Below are 19,451 nucleotides of genomic sequence, written 5' to 3'. Positions count from 1 at the left end.
TATAAGGAATTCATTTATGGAAAGTATTGTTATTGTCAGTGCCGCACGTACGGCGATTGGGAGTTTTAATGGCGCATTGGCAGCAGTCAGCGCGGTCGATTTAGGGTCAATTGTGCTACGTGAGGCCATGGCCCGCGCCGGTATCAGCGGTGACCAGGTTGATGAGGTTATTTTGGGTAATGTGCTTCAAGCCGGGTTAGGCCAAAACCCCGCACGGCAGGCATTATTGAAAAGCGGAATACCTGATACCGTCAGCGCCTATACCGTGAATAAAGTGTGTGGCTCCGGTTTGAAAAGTGTGGCATTGGCAGCTCAGGCGATTTTAGCCGGAGATGCACAGACCATTATTGCTGGCGGCATGGAAAATATGAGCCAGGCACCTTATTTGATGGACAGCAAAGCGCGCTGGGGCTATCGGCTGGGTGACGGCCAGTTATTCGACGTGATCCTCAAAGACGGTTTGATGTGTGCCACCCATGATTATCATATGGGCATCACGGCAGAGAATGTCGCGAAAGAGTATGGCATTAGTCGTGAAGCCCAAGATGCATTAGCGCTGGCCTCACAGCAAAAGGCCGTGACGGCTATTTCGAGCGGTGCTTTCACCAAAGAAATTGTGCCGGTGACGGTGAAAAACCGCAAAGGCGATATCATCGTGGATACCGATGAATTCCCTAAAGCCAGTACCACGGCGGAAGGTTTGGCAAAATTGCGCCCGGCATTTAGCAAAGATGGTACGGTCACTGCGGGCAATGCATCCGGCATTAATGATGGTGCCGCTGCATTGGTGGTGATGTCGGAAAGCCGTGCTCGGCAGTTAGGACTGACCCCACTGGCGCGTATCCGTGGCTATGCAAGTGCTGGCGTGGTACCGGCCTTGATGGGCATGGGGCCAGTACCGGCAACTCTTAACGCACTGAAGAAAACCGGGCTAACACTATCAGATATTGATTTGATCGAAGCCAACGAAGCTTTCGCCGCGCAATTCTTGGCGGTGGGGGAAACATTGGAGTTTGTGGCAGAAAAAGTGAACGTCAATGGCGGTGCGATTGCTCTGGGCCACCCAATAGGTGCCAGCGGCGCACGCATTCTGGTGACACTGCTGCATGCCTTGCAAGCTCGCGACAAAACCTTGGGGCTGGCAACACTGTGTATCGGCGGAGGGCAAGGAACGGCAATGATTATTGAGCGCCTGAATTAATTATCTCACAACCTAAACAGGTAATTGGAGTGAATACACGCAGTAGTCGTGGATTCACTGCCAATTAATGCGTAGCGAGCAAAAAGAATTTGGGTGCACCCTGCACACAGTCGCCGTTAATCTATCCCAATCAAGGCGTAGCGAGCTAAGTCAGTTTAGGTGCGGCCAGCGCGGAAAAACCGGAGCGTACACGAAGTACGTGAGGATTTTGAGCACTGCCCAATCCTAAAATGACAACGCGCAGTCGCCGTCAAGAGATCACTCTCTGGGAGAATCGTTGTTTTCGTCTATAGGCAAAAACATCCTCCACATGCCCATCTTTAATACGCTGCTGCAACCCTCGCCAATAGCTGGCGTGGAACAAGTCGCTGTGCATTTCCTCAAAAAAGTGCCGCACTTTCCGGTCACTGCACAAAAAATGACGAAACTCTTCTGGGAAAACATCATTGGGCGAGACGCTATACCACGGCTCACTGGCCATCTCATCTTCCGGATAGCGCGGTGGCGGAATATCACGGAAATTCACCTCGGTCATATAGCAAATTTCATCATAATCGTAGAACACCACACGCCCATGGCGGGTTACGCCGAAGTTCTTAAACAACATATCACCGGGGAAAATATTCGCCGCCGCCAACTGTTTAATGGCATTGCCGTATTCTTCAATAGCATCCTTCAACTGCTGATCATTGGCCTGCTCCATATAGAGATTCAATGGCGTCATCCGCCGCTCCATATACAGGTGCTTAATAATGATTTGATCGCCTAAATCTTCCAGTTTCTCCGGCACTTCCCGTTGTAGCTCCGCCAGCAGTTCAGCACTGATGCGGTGCTTATCAATCACAAAATTCTCATACTCTTGGGTATCCGCCATGCGCCCTACCCGGTCGTGCTCTTTAACCAATTGATAGCATTCTAAAACTCGCGCCTGACTGACCTCTTTTTGCGGCGCAAACTCATCTTTAATCACCTTAAACACCCGATCAAATGACGGCAGGGTAAACACCAACATCACCATGCCTTTGACCCCTGGGGCGATAATAAATTGCTCGTTAGATTGATGAACAAAAGTGAGATATTCACGGTAACTTTCTGTTTTACCGTGCTTTTGACAGCCAATCGCCATATACAATTCAGCGGTCGATTTACCCGGTAATATTTCCCGCAGCCATTCCACCATCGCCGCCGGTAATGGCGCATACACCATAAAATAAGAACGGGCGAAGCCGAACACGATACTGGCCTCTGCCCTACTGGTTAAACAGGTATCAATAAATAGTGCGCCTGATTCATTGTGATGGATAGGCAACAGGAATGGGTGGACCCCATCCGCCAGCCGCAACTTCCCCACCAACCAGGCGGCTTTATTGCGATAAAACAGTTCATTAGCAATTTGAAAGCGGGCATCCGCGAGTTGCTCAGCGGTAAAGTTTTTCCGCAGTGCCGCCACAATATAGCCAATATCGCGAGGCAGATCTTCCCAGGGTAAACGCAGCGGCAAATCATTAAGCACTAGCTGCAACATGCCACTCAAATTGCCCTTGGGGGTGAAATCACGCGCTAATGGGCGAGGGATCTCACGAAAGCGCTGCTCCGGTTGTGAGCTGAAAACAAACAATTTATCCGGCGTTAAATCTCGGTGTTTGAACAACCGGCAATAGACTGAATTAAAAAAACTTTCAGCGATCTCGAAGCGCGGATAATCCGGCAGCAACTCGGTGTAGATTTCTTTTACTCGCGCCAGAAAATCGACATCAAAACAGCGCTGGTCAGTAATATGTTTCAATTGCTCGACCACCAGACCGACATGGTGGTCATAGAGGTGAATACGCTTCTTCATCGCCTGCTGTACGGCATGCCACTCAGCCTGTTCAAAGCGATGCTGAGCGCCAGCAGTGACCTCCAGAAAGCGGCCATATTGCGCATCGAACCCCTGCAAAATTGTCTGAGCGATTAAGTGTTCCAGTTTTACCGCCATGATAACCCCCCAGCCCTACGGAACAGAGCCTGCATATGCAGGCTCCTGATAAAAAACACTTTTATTCAAACAGCGGATTAAAATTGCTGTTCTTCCGTCGAGCCGGTTAATGCCGTCACGGAAGACTCGCCGCCCTGAATGATATTAGTGACTTTATCAAAGTAGCCGGTGCCCACTTCCTGCTGATGGGATGCAAAAGTATAGCCGCGCTCAACAGCCGCGAATTCTGGCTGCTGAACTTTCTCAACATAATGCTTCATGCCCTCGCCCTGCGCATAAGCATGGGCCAGATCGAACATGTTGAACCACATGCTGTGGATACCCGCCAAGGTAATAAACTGGTATTTGTAACCCATGGCAGACAGGTCATCCTGGAAGCTGGCAATCTGCTGGTCAGTCAGGTTCTTTTTCCAGTTAAATGACGGCGAGCAGTTGTAAGCCAGTAACTTACCAGGGAATTGTGCGTGAATGGCATCAGCAAAACGTTTAGCCAGCGCCAAATCCGGTGTTGAAGTTTCACACCACACCAAATCGGCATAAGGGGCATAGGCCAGACCGCGGCTGATGGCTTGTTCAATACCGGCATGGGTGCGGAAGAAGCCCTCAGCGGTGCGATCGCCACTGATAAATTCGCTATCATGCGGGTCACAATCAGAGGTCAGCAAATCAGCGGCATCTGCATCAGTACGGGCAATAAGCAGGGTTGGCACCCCCAGCACGTCGGCAGCCAGACGGGCGGCGACCAACTTTTGAATTGCTTCTTGCGTTGGTACCAAAACTTTTCCCCCCATATGGCCACATTTTTTCACCGCCGCCAGTTGGTCTTCAAAATGCACCCCCGCGGCACCCGCCTCAATCATCGCTTTCATCAGTTCAAATGCATTCAACACACCGCCAAAACCGGCCTCAGCATCCGCCACAATTGGTAGGAAATAGTCGGTATAACCTTTGCTACCCGGCTCAATATTATTCGACCATTGAATCTGATCTGCACGGCGGAAGCTGTTATTGATACGTTTCACCACCGCAGGCACCGAGTCGACCGGATACAGTGATTGATCCGGATACATGCTTGATGCAGTGTTTGCATCTGCTGCGACCTGCCAACCGGACAGATAAATAGCCTCGACCCCAGCTTTCGCTTGCTGTAACGCCTGCCCACCGGTCAACGCGCCCAGACAGTTGATATAATCTTTGCGCGATTTACCGTGCAATAATTCCCACAATCTCTTAGCGCCGTGCTGCGCCAGTGTGCATTCAGGGTTAACTGAGCCACGCAGCTTAACCACTTCTTCGGCACTGTACGGGCGAGTAATCCCCTCCCAGCGCGGTGATTTCCATTCCTGTTCCAATTGCTGAATTTGCTGAGTACGAGAGGCAGTCATAGCGATATTCCTTATTATTAAATTTTGTAGGGTTAAATTAAATGTGATATCCAAAGCCATTGGAGTTGCGGGTAGGCAGCAAGCGAACGAATCCCGATGAGCTGACACAAGTCAGTGATTCGGGTGAGCGAACGTAGCTAACAACCCTGCAGCTTCAAGGACAAAGGGTATCAGGCTAATAATGCGTAGCCCGGTAAGGTCAGGAAATCGATAAGCTCGTCTTGTGTTGTAATCCGCTCCATCAGGCGCGCAGCTTCTTCAAACCGCCCGCCATCAAAACGCTCTGCGCCAAGTTCAAGCTTCACTACCTGCATTTCTTCACTCAACATGCTGCGAAACAGTTCTTTCGTCACCGTCTGACCATTACTGAGGTTTTTCTGGTGATGTATCCATTGCCAGATAGAAGTGCGGGAAATCTCAGCCGTTGCGGCATCTTCCATCAGGCCATAAATCGGCACGCAACCATTACCCGATATCCATGCTTCAATGTATTGCACAGCGACCCTGATATTGGCGCGCATCCCTTCCTCCGTGCGTTCTCCAGAGCAAGGCTCCAGCAACTCCGCAGCGGTGATCGGTTTATCGTGCTCGCGGCTAACCTCTAATTGATTTGGCCGTGCCCCTAATACTTTGTTGAAAACGTCCATCACCGTATCAGCCAAACCTGGATGTGCAACCCATGTACCATCATGACCATTACTCGCTTCTAACTCTTTGTCTGCACGGACTTTATTCAATACTAGCGCATTCTTTACTGGGTCTTTATTCGGGATAAATGCCGCCATACCGCCCATCGCCAAAGCACCTCGTTTATGACAGGTTTTGATCAGTAAACGGGAATACGCGCTGAGGAAAGGCTTAGTCATGGTGACTGATTGACGATCTGGCAACACACGATCGCCGTGGTTTTTCAGTGTCTTGATATAGCTGAAGATATAGTCCCAGCGGCCACAATTGAGGCCAACAATGTGATGGCGCAGGTAGTAGAGAATCTCATCCATTTGGAATACAGCAGGTAATGTTTCAATTAATACCGTGGCTTTAATGGTGCCTTGCGGTAAGCCGAAGCGCTGCTCGGTAAAGGTGAAAACATCACTCCACCACGCAGCTTCTTGATAGGACTGCATTTTCGGTAAATAAAAGTAAGGGCCGCTGCCGTTGGCAAGTAATTGCTTATAGTTATGGTAGAAATACAACGCGAAATCGAACAGACCGCCAGGAATAGCTTCGCCCTGGCATTTCACATGTTTTTCTGGCAAATGCAGGCCGCGAACTCGGGCAATCAATACCGCTGGGTTAGGTTTAAGCTGATAAATCTTGCCAGATTCATTTGCATAGGAAATCGTCCCTTTGACCGCATCGTGCAGGTTAATTTGGCCATCAATCACTTTGTCCCAGCTTGGTGCCAGTGAATCTTCAAAATCGGCCATAAAGACTTTCACATTGGCATTAAGGGCATTAATCACCATTTTGCGCTCAACCGGCCCGGTAATCTCTACACGGCGATCTCGTAAATCAGCAGGAATCCCTTGTATTTTCCAGTCACTATTACGAATGGAATTGGTTTCCGAAATAAAATCCGGCAATGCGCCTTGATCTATATTTTTCTGCCAAGATACCCGTGCTGCAAGGAGTTCGCTACGAGATTGTGCAAATTTCAGCACCAATTCTGTTAAGAATTCGATAGCTTCATCCGGCAAAACCTGTCGCTCTGCAGCAGTAAATTGCTGTGTGAAAACTAACTCCGTGCCAACCAACTGTTGTGTCATTTCCCTTCCCCTTCCCAATCTCACGACTTTCACATCAACGCCAATGTAGCGTCATTCTTGGATTCGTATCGGGTAATGCATTCCAACCGGAAATTGAAGGCTAGATTTTATGGTTACTTTTCACCCCGACAGGACTAAGAATAATCAATTAATCGTGAAAATCAAAAACGATTTCCATTTTTATTTAAAATAATTTTTTAATCTTTAATTATCATATTGTTAACATGATAGTAGATATTAGTAAGATAGGAACCAACTTCCATTCATTACTTTTTTGTATGATAACTTATTGTTTAATAAAGAGATCAGACCAGTTAGAGGGAGGGAAATAGGCTCCATCAGAGCCAAAAACAGAAAGGCGGCCTCGATTCAGCCGCCTTTGTTAACATTTAGAGAGAGGGAAAATCAGTCGAGGGTAGGATTCATATGACGCAAATCAAATGGCGTGATTTGGTAAACGTAGTAGTTCAACCAATTGGCAAACAACAGATGCCCGTGGCTACGCCAAGATGCTTTTGGTGGTAATGAAGCATCATCATTGGGGAAATAATTGAGTGGAACTTGAGGGTTCAAACCAGCGGCCAGATCCCGCTGATATTCACCCGCCAAAGTATCGACATCATACTCAGGATGACCTGTTACGAAAGCAACCCGCTTATCTTTACTGGCAAACAAATATGCACCAGCTTCTTCCGATGAGACCAGAATATCTAAATCAGTGTATTGCTGGAGCACCTCAACGGGGAAATCTGCATAACGAGAATGGGGAGCCAAGAATGTCTCGTCAAAACCGCGCGTGAGTAGCGCCAGGGGTTTGTCTGTTTGGTGCTGGTAAATGCCTGAGAGCTTGGTCTCCCGCGTCATTTTAGGGATACCATATAAGATATTTAATGCTGCCTGTACCGCCCAACACACAAATAAAGTTGAGGTCACATGATCTTTTGCCCATGCAATAATGCGCTCAATTTGCGGCCAATAAGCAACATCACAGAAATCGACCAAACCTAATGGAGCCCCAGTCACAATCAGACCATCAAAGTTTTGCTCTTGAATGTCTTCAAAGTCGCAATAGAAGTTATTTAGATGCTCGGCTGGCGTGTTTTTTGACTCACGGCTATCAATACGCAGCAATTGGATATCGACCTGTAAGGGCGAGTTAGAGAGTAAACGCAGGAATTGATTTTCCGTCTCAATTTTTTTAGGCATTAGATTCAAAACCAATACCTTCAAGGGACGAATTTCCTGAGTTTTTGCGCGCGATGAGGTCATGACGAAAACATTCTCATTGCGTAAGAAACTCACTGCGGGTAATTCATCAGGAACCCGAATTGGCATGCCTATATCCTCGATATATCCGTTTATACGTTTAGACTTCTAGATGCCTGAAGATAGCGTTTTTTTGATAAAAAGTCGAGCAATCTGCGACAACCTGAAAATGTTTCATTGCTGAAATTTCAACATATGCAGTATAGCAAATGGTAGATGTTCATTTTACATACTGCATGAATGTTAAAAATCATTTAATACAATTAGTTAGATAGATAATATCGATAAGATTATTAATGTATTATATGAAAGATGGTTGATATTCTGATGATACGACGCAGTCGATTATTAATTACTGAATCTTGATCAAAAGATATTTTTGAATAGCGGAAAAGCAAAAACCCCACGCTTTTGGCATGGGGTCTTTACTTGATTTGATACCTGGCAGTGTCCTACTCTCGCATGGGGAGACCCCACACTACCATCGGCGCTACGGCGTTTCACTTCTGAGTTCGGCATGGGGTCAGGTGGGACCACCGCGCTATTGCCGCCAGGTAAATTCTTTTCTACAACTACCGAACTTTAACCCATGTAACTGGTGCTGATACCCAGAGTCGAACTGGGGACCTCACCCTTACCAAGGGTGCGCTCTACCAACTGAGCCATATCAGCACGCTAAATTTGATGCCTGGCAGTGTCCTACTCTCGCATGGGGAGACCCCACACTACCATCGGCGCTACGGCGTTTCACTTCTGAGTTCGGCATGGGATCAGGTGGGTCCACCGCGCTAAGGCCGCCAGGCAAATTCTGTCTAAACTAACCCACTCAGTATCTCTACCTCGCCAGTCAGCCCAATCTCGGAACTTCGCTGAAAATATCAATCAATCTCTCAAATACAAAACACCTTTGGTGTTGTAAGGTTAAGCCTCACGGATCATTAGTACTGGTTAGCTCAATGCATCGCTGCACTTACACACCCAGCCTATCAACGTCATAGTCTTTAACGTTCCTTCAGGGGGCTTAAAGCCCCAGGGAAGACTCATCTCGAGGCAAGTTTCCCGCTTAGATGCTTTCAGCGGTTATCTCTTCCGAATTTAGCTACCGGGCAATGCCATTGGCATGACAACCCGAACACCAGTGATTCGTCCACTCCGGTCCTCTCGTACTAGGAGCAGCCCCTCTCAATCTTCCAACGCCCACGGCAGATAGGGACCGAACTGTCTCACGACGTTCTAAACCCAGCTCGCGTACCACTTTAAATGGCGAACAGCCATACCCTTGGGACCTACTTCAGCCCCAGGATGTGATGAGCCGACATCGAGGTGCCAAACACCGCCGTCGATATGAACTCTTGGGCGGTATCAGCCTGTTATCCCCGGAGTACCTTTTATCCGTTGAGCGATGGCCCTTCCATTCAGAACCACCGGATCACTAAGACCTACTTTCGTACCTGCTCGAGCCGTCACTCTCGCAGTCAAGCTAGCTTATGCCTTTGCACTAACCTCACGATGTCCGACCGTGATTAGCTAACCTTCGTGCTCCTCCGTTACTCTTTGGGAGGAGACCGCCCCAGTCAAACTACCCACCAGACACTGTCCTCACCCCGGATTACGGGGCCGAGTTAGAACATCAAACATTAAAGGGTGGTATTTCAAGGTTGGCTCCATGCAGACTGGCGTCCACACTTCAATGCCTCCCACCTATCCTACACATCAAGGCTCAATGTTCAGTGTCAAGCTATAGTAAAGGTTCACGGGGTCTTTCCGTCTTGCCGCGGGTACACTGCATCTTCACAGCGAGTTCAATTTCACTGAGTCTCGGGTGGAGACAGCCTGGCCATCATTACGCCATTCGTGCAGGTCGGAACTTACCCGACAAGGAATTTCGCTACCTTAGGACCGTTATAGTTACGGCCGCCGTTTACTGGGGCTTCGATCAAGAGCTTCGCCTTGCGGCTGACCCCATCAATTAACCTTCCAGCACCGGGCAGGCGTCACACCGTATACGTCCACTTTCGTGTTTGCACAGTGCTGTGTTTTTATTAAACAGTTGCAGCCAGCTGGTATCTGCGACTGGCTTCAGCTCCGAGAGCAAATCTCTTTACCTAATGCCAGCGTGCCTTCTCCCGAAGTTACGGCACCATTTTGCCTAGTTCCTTCACCCGAGTTCTCTCAAGCGCCTGAGTATTCTCTACCTGACCACCTGTGTCGGTTTGGGGTACGATTTAATGTTACCTGATGCTTAGAGGCTTTTCCTGGAAGCTTGGCATCAACTACTTCATCACCGTAGTGACTCGTCATCACACCTCAGCGTTGATAAGCAACCGGATTTACCAAGTCACTCCGCCTACATGCTTAAACCGGGACAACCGTCGCCCGGCTAGCCTAGCCTTCTCCGTCCCCCCTTCGCAGTAACACCAAGTACAGGAATATTAACCTGTTTCCCATCGACTACGCTTTTCAGCCTCGCCTTAGGGGTCGACTCACCCTGCCCCGATTAACGTTGGACAGGAACCCTTGGTCTTCCGGCGTGCGGGTTTTTCACCCGCATTATCGTTACTTATGTCAGCATTCGCACTTCTGATACCTCCAGCAACCCTCACAGGTCACCTTCAACGGCTTACAGAACGCTCCCCTACCCAACAACGCCTAAGCGTCGCTGCCGCAGCTTCGGTGCATGGTTTAGCCCCGTTACATCTTCCGCGCAGGCCGACTCGACCAGTGAGCTATTACGCTTTCTTTAAATGATGGCTGCTTCTAAGCCAACATCCTGGCTGTCTATGCCTTCCCACATCGTTTCCCACTTAACCATGACTTTGGGACCTTAGCTGGCGGTCTGGGTTGTTTCCCTCTTCACGACGGACGTTAGCACCCGCCGTGTGTCTCCCGTGATAACATTCTTCGGTATTCGGAGTTTGCATCGGTTTGGTAAGCCGGGATGGCCCCCTAGCCGAAACAGTGCTCTACCCCCGAAGATGAGTTCACGAGGCGCTACCTAAATAGCTTTCGGGGAGAACCAGCTATCTCCCGGTTTGATTGGCCTTTCACCCCCAGCCACAAGTCATCCGCTAATTTTTCAACATTAGTCGGTTCGGTCCTCCAGTTAGTGTTACCCAACCTTCAACCTGCCCATGGCTAGATCACCGGGTTTCGGGTCTATACCTTGCAACTAGACGCCCAGTTAAGACTCGGTTTCCCTACGGCTCCCCTATTCGGTTAACCTTGCTACAAAATATAAGTCGCTGACCCATTATACAAAAGGTACGCAGTCACCCAACAAAGTAGGCTCCCACTGCTTGTACGTACACGGTTTCAGGTTCTATTTCACTCCCTCGCCGGGGTTCTTTTCGCCTTTCCCTCACGGTACTGGTTCACTATCGGTCAGTCAGGAGTATTTAGCCTTGGAGGATGGTCCCCCCATATTCAGACAGGATGTCACGTGTCCCGCCCTACTCATCGAGTTCACAGCAAGTGTGTTTTTGTGTACGGGAGTATCACCCTGTACCCTGCGACTTTCCAGACGCTTCCACTAACACACAAACTGATTCAGACTCTGGGCTCCTCCCCGTTCGCTCGCCGCTACTGGGGGAATCTCGGTTGATTTCTTTTCCTCGGGGTACTTAGATGTTTCAGTTCCCCCGGTTCGCCTTGCATGGCTATGTATTCACCATGCAATAGTGCAACGAATTGCACTGGGTTTCCCCATTCGGGTATCGTCGGTTATAACGGTTCATATCACCTTACCGACGCTTTTCGCAGATTAGCACGCCCTTCATCGCCTCTGACTGCCTAGGCATCCACCGTGTACGCTTAGTCGCTTAACCTCACAACCCGAAGGTGTTTCTTCTTTATTGGTGTGGCTGCGAACACACTCTGCGTTGTTGTGCAGTGCGCGCAATCCTCATGAACGTAGAGTTCACTCCGGTTGCTGTGCGCTGTACGCCTTGCTGAGTATCTTCTCGCTCACACTGCAACAATGATAAACACATTAGCATTGCGATTATTTGAGAGACTCTAATACAGGTTAATCCTTACCTCAGTACATCTACGGAGAGATAAGTTTCAGCTGTATTGTTTCAATTTTCAGCTTGTTCCAGATTGTTAAAGAGCAATATTTCACAACACACTGTGTCTTTCGACCGCAGTACGTTTTGAAATAGTTTTTTATATGGTGGAGCTAAGCGGGATCGAACCGCTGACCTCCTGCGTGCAAGGCAGGCGCTCTCCCAGCTGAGCTATAGCCCCATATAAAAAGCAAATCACCTTATTGCTGCAACTCAACAGGGAATGGTGAGTTGGTGGGTCTGAGTGGACTTGAACCACCGACCTCACCCTTATCAGGGGTGCGCTCTAACCACCTGAGCTACAGACCCAACAAGGTACTAAAGCCCGACTAATTTCTCAGCCCGGCCTTATTTGCTCGTTACTTTCTATCAGACAATCTGTGTGGACACTGCGCAATGCGTATCGTTAGGTAAGGAGGTGATCCAACCGCAGGTTCCCCTACGGTTACCTTGTTACGACTTCACCCCAGTCATGAATCACAAAGTGGTAAGCGCCCTCCCGAAGGTTAAGCTACCTACTTCTTTTGCAACCCACTCCCATGGTGTGACGGGCGGTGTGTACAAGGCCCGGGAACGTATTCACCGTAGCATTCTGATCTACGATTACTAGCGATTCCGACTTCATGGAGTCGAGTTGCAGACTCCAATCCGGACTACGACAGACTTTATGTGGTCCGCTTGCTCTCGCGAGTTCGCTTCACTTTGTATCTGCCATTGTAGCACGTGTGTAGCCCTACTCGTAAGGGCCATGATGACTTGACGTCATCCCCACCTTCCTCCGGTTTGTCACCGGCAGTCTCCCTTGAGTTCCCACCATTACGTGCTGGCAACAAAGGATAAGGGTTGCGCTCGTTGCGGGACTTAACCCAACATTTCACAACACGAGCTGACGACAGCCATGCAGCACCTGTCTCACAGTTCCCGAAGGCACCTAAGCATCTCTGCTAAGTTCTGTGGATGTCAAGAGTAGGTAAGGTTCTTCGCGTTGCATCGAATTAAACCACATGCTCCACCGCTTGTGCGGGCCCCCGTCAATTCATTTGAGTTTTAACCTTGCGGCCGTACTCCCCAGGCGGTCGACTTAACGCGTTAGCTCCGGAAGCCACGCCTCAAGGGCACAACCTCCAAGTCGACATCGTTTACAGCGTGGACTACCAGGGTATCTAATCCTGTTTGCTCCCCACGCTTTCGCACCTGAGCGTCAGTCTTTGTCCAGGGGGCCGCCTTCGCCACCGGTATTCCTCCAGATCTCTACGCATTTCACCGCTACACCTGGAATTCTACCCCCCTCTACAAGACTCTAGCTTGCCAGTTTCAAATGCAGTTCCCACGTTAAGCGCGGGGATTTCACATCTGACTTAACAAACCGCCTGCGTGCGCTTTACGCCCAGTAATTCCGATTAACGCTTGCACCCTCCGTATTACCGCGGCTGCTGGCACGGAGTTAGCCGGTGCTTCTTCTGCGAGTAACGTCAATGCTCAGTGCTATTAACACTGAACCCTTCCTCCTCGCTGAAAGTGCTTTACAACCCGAAGGCCTTCTTCACACACGCGGCATGGCTGCATCAGGCTTGCGCCCATTGTGCAATATTCCCCACTGCTGCCTCCCGTAGGAGTCTGGACCGTGTCTCAGTTCCAGTGTGGCTGGTCATCCTCTCAGACCAGCTAGGGATCGTCGCCTAGGTGAGCCATTACCCCACCTACTAGCTAATCCCATCTGGGCACATCCGATGGCGTGAGGCCCGAAGGTCCCCCACTTTGCTCTTGCGAGGTCATGCGGTATTAGCTACCGTTTCCAGTAGTTATCCCCCTCCATCAGGCAGTTTCCCAGACATTACTCACCCGTCCGCCGCTCGCCGGCAAAGTAGTAAACTACTTCCCGCTGCCGCTCGACTTGCATGTGTTAGGCCTGCCGCCAGCGTTCAATCTGAGCCATGATCAAACTCTTCAATTTAAGATTTGTTTGATTTGCTATGAGTTAACATAGCGATGCTCAAAGATTACTTTCTGCAAATATGCATTCGAACCGAAGTTCAAATGTGTACTGCTTTGGTCACTCTTCAAGACTTTGATATTTCTTCTGCCTGTCGAAACAGGCTTCGATATCGTCTTGCGAGTGCCCACACAGATTGTCTGATAAATTGTTAAAGAGCGTTCGTTACCCGTTTGCCTTTCGGCGAATCTTACGGTAACGCGGGAGGCAGATAATACGCTTTCCCGCTGAAGAGTCAAGGATTTATTTGTTTTCTTTCGAAGTCAAAATCATTCTTTTCTCTTCCTGACCTGGCGAAGTGTGTTTCGTTGTTCCCGGTCAGTGGAGGCGCATTATAGGGAGTTCCTGACAGCCTGCAACCCCTAATTTGAAAAAACTTTTCAACCGCTGAATCTTTAGTCAAAACGCCGTTAAATTGGTAGTTTTTCCAGCGTTGGGAAGCCATAACCCTGTAAAACGGGCAATAAAGCGTCAGTGTCCGTATTCAATGCCATGCAATACGCAATGTTTTCTGCTTGAGAAGAAACGACATTTTCCTGAGAAGAGATAAGCCAAGCGGTACGGCGAGCAATTGCGGCACCGGAATCGACCATGCGAGTACCTTCTGGCAGCACTTGTGCTAACTCATCACTTAATAGAGGGAAATGGGTACAACCTAAAACAATAGTATCTGGCGGTTCACGCATGGCGAGCCATGGATGAAGGATTTTCTTTAATGCTTCCGGCGGGACAGCCCCACCATGCAGCTTGGTTTCCGCTAACTCCACCAGCTCAGATGATCCCAGCAGCTCAATTTTGCAATCAGTGGCAAAACGCTCAATCAAATCCAAGGTATAAGAAGCATGAACCGTGCCGCGCGTGGCCAGTAAGCCAACCACACCATTCCGCGTGAGCCTTACCGCAGGTTTAATTGCCGGAACAACACCGACGACGGGGAAATCAAAACGTTCGCGTAAAGCGGGAAGAGACACCGTGCTAGCCGTGTTACAGGCGATAACCACAATCGCCAGCGGGTGGCGCTGTTGTACCGCAGTGACAATTTCTAATACACGCTCAACGATAAATTCACCAGACTTCTCCCCATAAGGGAACGCGACATTATCGAAAGCATATATATAGTGGAGATCCGGCAGCAGTTGCCGAATCTCTTGATAAACAGATAGCCCGCCAACACCGGAATCAAAAATCAGCGCTGTCGGGCGAGAAGCAGTATCAGCCTTAGAAGTTGTAACTTCCTGTGAGGTAATACTCTCGTCCAGCGGTTTTATAGCCATAAGCCGTTTCGTATTCTTTATCAAACAGGTTAGCAATTCTACCACGAACTGTGAGATGAGAAGTAACCGGATAACCAGCTGAAACGTCTACGGTGCTATAACTCGACAATTCGCGCTGAGTCGGGTTATAAATCGAAGAGATATTGTCATAACGTTTGCCGTAATACTGATAAGAAACGTCCATATCAAGGTTGAACATCGTCCAATCTAACTGATACTTGGCCTGTTGCTTAGAGCGGCGAGCTAATACCTCATTATTCGAATCATTACGTGGGTCAATATATTGCAATGTGACCGCGTGCGTAAATATGCCGGTAGTGAGATTTCCCGTCCATTCCACACCTTTTATCGTCGCAGAATTGACATTGTAGTAATGTCCTTTGAATGTTGAATTATCAAAGGAGTAATCAATCAGGTTTTCAATTTTGTTGTGATAAGCAGACAAACGCCAATCAAGTGGCCCGCTCACCCCTTCTAAACCGGCTTCCCATTGGCGGGATTCTTCCGGCTTAAGGTCGCTGTTGGATATAATATCAAAGCGCTGTGAACCATATTGCTGGCCCAAAGAGGGTGCCAGGAAGCCCGTGCCGTAGGATAAGGTCACACGATAGTCGGGAACAAACTCCCAGCCTGCCGCAGTTTGCCATGTTTCATGCCAACCGAATTGCTCATCTTTATCCCCACGGCCAGAGGCTTCCAGCGTGACTTCGCCGAGTTTTTGCTGCCCACTGAGATATAGACCGGTGTTATCTCTCTTATAAGTATCTGAGATAGTTTGGTTAGATGAGGTCAGGCGCTGCTGTTGCCAGTCAAGGCCCGCGCTCAGTGTTCCACTTTCAAAGCTGTAAGTGTTACCCCATTGCACATTCCGCTGGTCCATATTATCCAGTGTGGTCGCCACACCATAGCGGCCATATTGGCTGCTAAAGTTATAATCCTTATATTTCTGATAGCTACCGATTAATTGGGAAGAGTAGGCACCCGATGCATAACGCAGCCCTGCATCATAAGTATGATTATATAACCGCTCTTCATCGCCGCTGTATGCAGGGGACGACAAACCGCCAATATCATAATCAGTATTGTTGGTATAACCATAACCTCTAACAAAGCCGGAGATCTCTTGGTTAAACTGATGTTCCAACCCTGCCCAGAAGTTTTTATTGCGAAAACCGTCGCGATCACTATCAATTGGATTTGGCGAGTCAGGTCTGATGTTATAGCCATTGGTGGTTTGATATCCGCCCGCCAGTGTAGCTAAGGTGTCACCAAAGCGCTGGCGAACACTACCATCATATTGCTGATAGCCTTTAGAGCCGACGCCGGCATTAATCTGTGCACCTTCCTGGTCTGTTTGCGTAATCACGTTAATGACGCCACCAATTGCACCAGAGCCATACACCGCCGAGCGCGGTCCACGGATATACTCAATCCGCTGCACCAAGGAGATCGGGATTTGATCGAGATTGACACTATTGACGATACCGGTGCGAGCCAGTGGGATACCATCAATCAAGATAAGCACATGGCGCGCTTCCGTACCACGGATATACATAGAAGAACCCTGACCCAATCCTCCCATCTGAGCAATATCCACACCAGGCAAGCGGCGCATGACTTCATTAAGACTTTTTGTCTGCCAGCGCTCAATGTCATCGCGAGTGACCACATCGGCAGGTGCCAATACTGTAGAAATCGGTTGTTTGAAACGACCGGCAGTGACCACCATTTCGTCTTTATTATTGCCGGTGGTGGTGTTGTCTTGCGCCCAACCAGAAAAGGCTGTCACAGAGAGGGCTGTGAGCAGCGTGTATTTTTTAATTGTCATTAGAAAAGCATCCAAACTCAAATAGCGGATGCCGCAGTGCCATGGCCGGTATTACGCGACGACCATGAATATTGCGACGTGATACCGGCAGGTCTTCGGGCTTGGGATCTCTGCTATACAGAGCGGGCGATGACTTCCCGTCTTTTCGGACAGTGTCTGGTTGAAACCTATCGCCGTAACATCCCCTTACCGCTGCGCGTCAGCTCCGGATTTACACCGGATTCCCTTTTAACTCTTAAGTGTTTAAGTAACAGCTTGAGGCCGGACGGCAATGTTACGATCAAGTAAAATAGATGTCTAGACTTCCATTCATGGAACAAATTAATTAAACGACAAAACTGGACATCAGAGCTACTTTCCCTACAATCCGCTGCAATAAACCTTTTTTATCTGTACAGATGAGAAGAAACATGACTCCTGACATCCTGCCGACTGACGGCTACGAGCACCAATTGGCAGAAAAATCTGCCCGTCTTCAGGCGATGATGTCGCCGTTTCAAGCCCCTGATCCACAAGTATTTCGTTCTCCCGCTCAGCATTACCGTATGAGAGCCGAGTTCCGCGTTTGGCATGATGACGATGACTTGTACCACATCATGTTTGACCAACAGACCAAGCAGCGAATCCGAGTTGAGCAATTCCCGGTGGCCAGTCTGTTAATTAATCGTCTGATGAGCGTGCTGATGACCGCCATCAGGGCAGAGCCGATTTTACGGCGCAAACTGTTCCAGATTGATTACTTATCGACTTTGAGCGGCAAGCTGATCGCATCTTTGTTGTATCACCGTCCATTAGATGAAGAATGGCAGCAAAAAGCACGGGAACTGCGTGACCAATTGCGTGAACAAGGCTTTGATCTTCAACTGATTGGGCGGGCGTCAAAAACCAAAATCATGCTGGATCACGACTATATCGACGAAGTGCTGCCGGTTGCCGGGCGTGAGATGATTTATCGTCAGGTTGAGAATAGCTTCACCCAACCTAATGCTGCGGTGAATATTCATATGTTGGAGTGGGCGATTGATGTCACCCAACATGCCAGCGGCGATTTATTGGAGCTCTATTGTGGCAATGGTAATTTCTCCCTGGCATTGGCACGTAATTTTGAGCGCGTATTAGCGACTGAAATTGCCAAACCGTCAGTGGCGGCGGCGCAATACAACATTGCTGCTAATCATATCGATAACGTGCAAATTATCCGCATGTCCGCAGAAGAATTCACCCAAGCCATGCAAGGTGTTCGTGAGTTCAACCGATTGAAATATATTGATTTAAGTAGCTATAACTGCGAAACCATATTTGTCGATCCACCGCGCAGTGGGTTGGATGATGAAACCGTCAAGTTGGTACAAGCTTACCCACGCATCCTTTATATCTCCTGTAACCCAGAGACCCTGTGCGCCAATCTGGAACAGCTACAACACACTCATAAAATCAGCCGATTAGCACTATTTGATCAATTCCCATACACCCATCATATGGAATGTGGGGTTTTGTTGGAAAAAAGAGGCTGACGAAAAGCGGCAATCAGAGACAAACAAAAGGGCAACGCGATGTTGCCCTTTTAATTTGGGGATTTGGTGAACAGAAAAAGTTACTGCGCCTGCTGATTATCTGTATCTGTGCCAACATCAGCATTGATATCTGTCTGCATCGATTTACGCGCTTTCAGTTTAAATAGAATCCAAAACACCAACACCACACTCAAAATAGAAGGAACAAAGTTAGAGCCAATCGCCGGATGCTCAACCCGCACAATCGCGCTATACACCAGAATGCCAAGTAAGAAACACGCACCCGCTAGCACGGGCAGGCCTTGCGGCATAGCAAAATTGAGATAGCGCTGATGCAGACAATAAACCGCCAAAATTAATGCCAGCAGCGGAAAGATTGAAAAAGGGACAAATCCACTGAATAACGCGTTAAATGAGCCGTTTATTGCCAACCCGGTAATCAAGGCCAGCAGCAACGTACCGGTTTCACGGTGAGACTGTTTTTCAGAGCCAGACGGCTTTTCAGAGCACGATTGTTCCAACATTTTCCTTACCTTTTCCTTATTAAGCACGGGACACTGCCAGCTTTTCCTGTTCGCGACGATACCAATAATAAGCGCCCTTGGAGATCATCCGCAGTTGTAAAACTAAGCGTTCCTCTAACTGTCGCCGTTGTTCGATATCGACGTCCAGTACTTCGGCACCCGCACTGAAGACAATTGTGACCATGGCCTCAGCTTGAGCTTCAGTGAAGCTGCGCGGCATGTGGTTTTCCAGCTCGAGGTAGTCGGCCAGTTCGGCAATAAAATGCTGAATTTCACGCGCAACTGCCGCACGAAATGCAGCGGAAGTCCCAGAACGTTCCCGCAGCAATAAGCGGAATGCATTAGGATTATTACCGATAAACTCCATAAATGTAGATACTGAAGTGCGGATAACACTGCCGCCCTTAGCAATCCGCTGACGAGCTTGCCGCATAAGTTGGCGCAACATCAGGCCGCTTTCATCGACCATTGTCAGCCCAAGTTCGTCTACATCACGGAAATGCCGGTAAAAAGAAGTCGGTGCGATACCCGCCTCACGGGAGACTTCCCGCAAGCTTAGGCTGGCAAAACTCCGCTCAGCACTCAATTGGCTAAACGCCGCTTCGATAAGGGAACGACGAGTCCGCTCTTTTTGTTGTGCTCTGACGCCCATAAT

At 48.9% G+C, this 19,451-nt stretch carries 10 protein-coding genes, 3 tRNA genes, 4 rRNA genes and 1 riboswitch; of the genes, 2 read left to right on the top strand and 15 right to left on the bottom strand.

All coding sequences use genetic code 11. The features are described 5' to 3' along the window. The first annotated feature begins 16 nt into the window (after positions 1 to 16). Complete coding sequence (locus DX162_RS07665) at positions 17 to 1,201, top strand: acetyl-CoA C-acetyltransferase (RefSeq protein WP_004391882.1); 1,185 nt, start codon at positions 17 to 19, stop codon at positions 1,199 to 1,201. Positions 1,202 to 1,451: 250 nt separating this feature from the next. Here the strand turns inward: DX162_RS07665 and aceK are convergent, their stop codons facing one another. The 13 genes from aceK to btuB all read right to left on the bottom strand — a co-directional run bounded on the left by aceK (position 1,452) and on the right by btuB (position 16,758). Further along, complete coding sequence (aceK, locus tag DX162_RS07660; RefSeq protein ID WP_004391883.1) at positions 1,452 to 3,179, bottom strand: bifunctional isocitrate dehydrogenase kinase/phosphatase; 1,728 nt, start codon at positions 3,177 to 3,179, stop codon at positions 1,452 to 1,454. 77 nt (positions 3,180 to 3,256) lie between these two features. Continuing rightward, positions 3,257 to 4,564: an isocitrate lyase gene (gene aceA / locus DX162_RS07655; protein ID WP_098081049.1), complete on the bottom strand. Its 1,308-nt coding sequence runs from the start codon at positions 4,562 to 4,564 to the stop codon at positions 3,257 to 3,259. A gap of 170 nt (positions 4,565 to 4,734) precedes the next feature. Beyond that, on the bottom strand, positions 4,735 to 6,333 hold the full coding sequence (gene aceB / locus DX162_RS07650; protein WP_004391886.1) for a malate synthase A: 1,599 nt from the start codon (positions 6,331 to 6,333) through the stop codon (positions 4,735 to 4,737). Positions 6,334 to 6,738: 405 nt separating this feature from the next. Next, positions 6,739 to 7,668, bottom strand: a complete 930-nt coding sequence (metA, locus tag DX162_RS07645; protein ID WP_004391887.1) for a homoserine O-acetyltransferase MetA — start codon at positions 7,666 to 7,668, stop codon at positions 6,739 to 6,741. Positions 7,669 to 8,038: 370 nt separating this feature from the next. Further along, positions 8,039 to 8,154: ribosomal RNA gene (gene rrf / locus DX162_RS07640) — 5S ribosomal RNA — on the bottom strand. Between the two features lie 41 nt (positions 8,155 to 8,195). Continuing rightward, positions 8,196 to 8,271 (bottom strand) — tRNA-Thr (locus tag DX162_RS07635). Positions 8,272 to 8,285: 14 nt separating this feature from the next. Next, positions 8,286 to 8,401: ribosomal RNA gene (gene rrf, locus DX162_RS07630) — 5S ribosomal RNA — on the bottom strand. A 115-nt stretch (positions 8,402 to 8,516) separates the two neighbouring features. Further along, positions 8,517 to 11,423: ribosomal RNA gene (locus DX162_RS07625) — 23S ribosomal RNA — on the bottom strand. 345 nt (positions 11,424 to 11,768) lie between these two features. Beyond that, a tRNA-Ala gene (locus DX162_RS07620) sits at positions 11,769 to 11,844 on the bottom strand. A gap of 51 nt (positions 11,845 to 11,895) precedes the next feature. Next, positions 11,896 to 11,972: transfer RNA gene (locus DX162_RS07615), tRNA-Ile, on the bottom strand. 102 nt (positions 11,973 to 12,074) lie between these two features. Continuing rightward, positions 12,075 to 13,617, bottom strand: a 16S ribosomal RNA gene (locus DX162_RS07610). The 16S, 23S and 5S rRNA genes sit together here with 3 tRNA genes alongside, the layout of an rRNA operon. Before the next feature lie 449 nt (positions 13,618 to 14,066). Then, positions 14,067 to 14,930, bottom strand: a complete 864-nt coding sequence (gene murI / locus DX162_RS07600; RefSeq protein WP_032820719.1) for a glutamate racemase — start codon at positions 14,928 to 14,930, stop codon at positions 14,067 to 14,069. Then, complete coding sequence (gene btuB / locus DX162_RS07595; RefSeq protein ID WP_032820717.1) at positions 14,875 to 16,758, bottom strand: TonB-dependent vitamin B12 receptor BtuB; 1,884 nt, start codon at positions 16,756 to 16,758, stop codon at positions 14,875 to 14,877. The genes murI and btuB overlap by 56 nt, the downstream gene beginning before the upstream one ends. Positions 16,759 to 16,827: 69 nt before the next feature. After that, positions 16,828 to 17,035, bottom strand: a riboswitch (cobalamin riboswitch). 133 nt (positions 17,036 to 17,168) lie between these two features. Between btuB and trmA the strand changes: the two genes are divergently transcribed. Next, on the top strand, positions 17,169 to 18,272 hold the full coding sequence (trmA, locus tag DX162_RS07590; RefSeq protein ID WP_098081025.1) for a tRNA (uridine(54)-C5)-methyltransferase TrmA: 1,104 nt from the start codon (positions 17,169 to 17,171) through the stop codon (positions 18,270 to 18,272). An 80-nt stretch (positions 18,273 to 18,352) separates the two neighbouring features. Here trmA and DX162_RS07585 read toward each other — a convergent pair whose 3' ends face one another. After that, the gene (locus DX162_RS07585) at positions 18,353 to 18,796 is read right to left on the bottom strand and encodes a YijD family membrane protein (RefSeq protein WP_004392275.1); all 444 of its coding nucleotides are present in this window, start codon (positions 18,794 to 18,796) and stop codon (positions 18,353 to 18,355) included. A 19-nt stretch (positions 18,797 to 18,815) separates the two neighbouring features. Continuing rightward, a complete protein-coding gene (gene fabR, locus DX162_RS07580) occupies positions 18,816 to 19,448 on the bottom strand; it encodes an HTH-type transcriptional repressor FabR (protein WP_049563486.1) in 633 nt (210 codons plus the stop codon). Between the last annotated feature and the right edge of the window lie 3 nt (positions 19,449 to 19,451).

Source organism: Yersinia kristensenii (genome assembly GCF_900460525.1).
GTDB lineage: Bacteria > Pseudomonadota > Gammaproteobacteria > Enterobacterales > Enterobacteriaceae > Yersinia > Yersinia kristensenii.
This window is presented reverse-complemented; position numbering and strand designations above follow the sequence as displayed.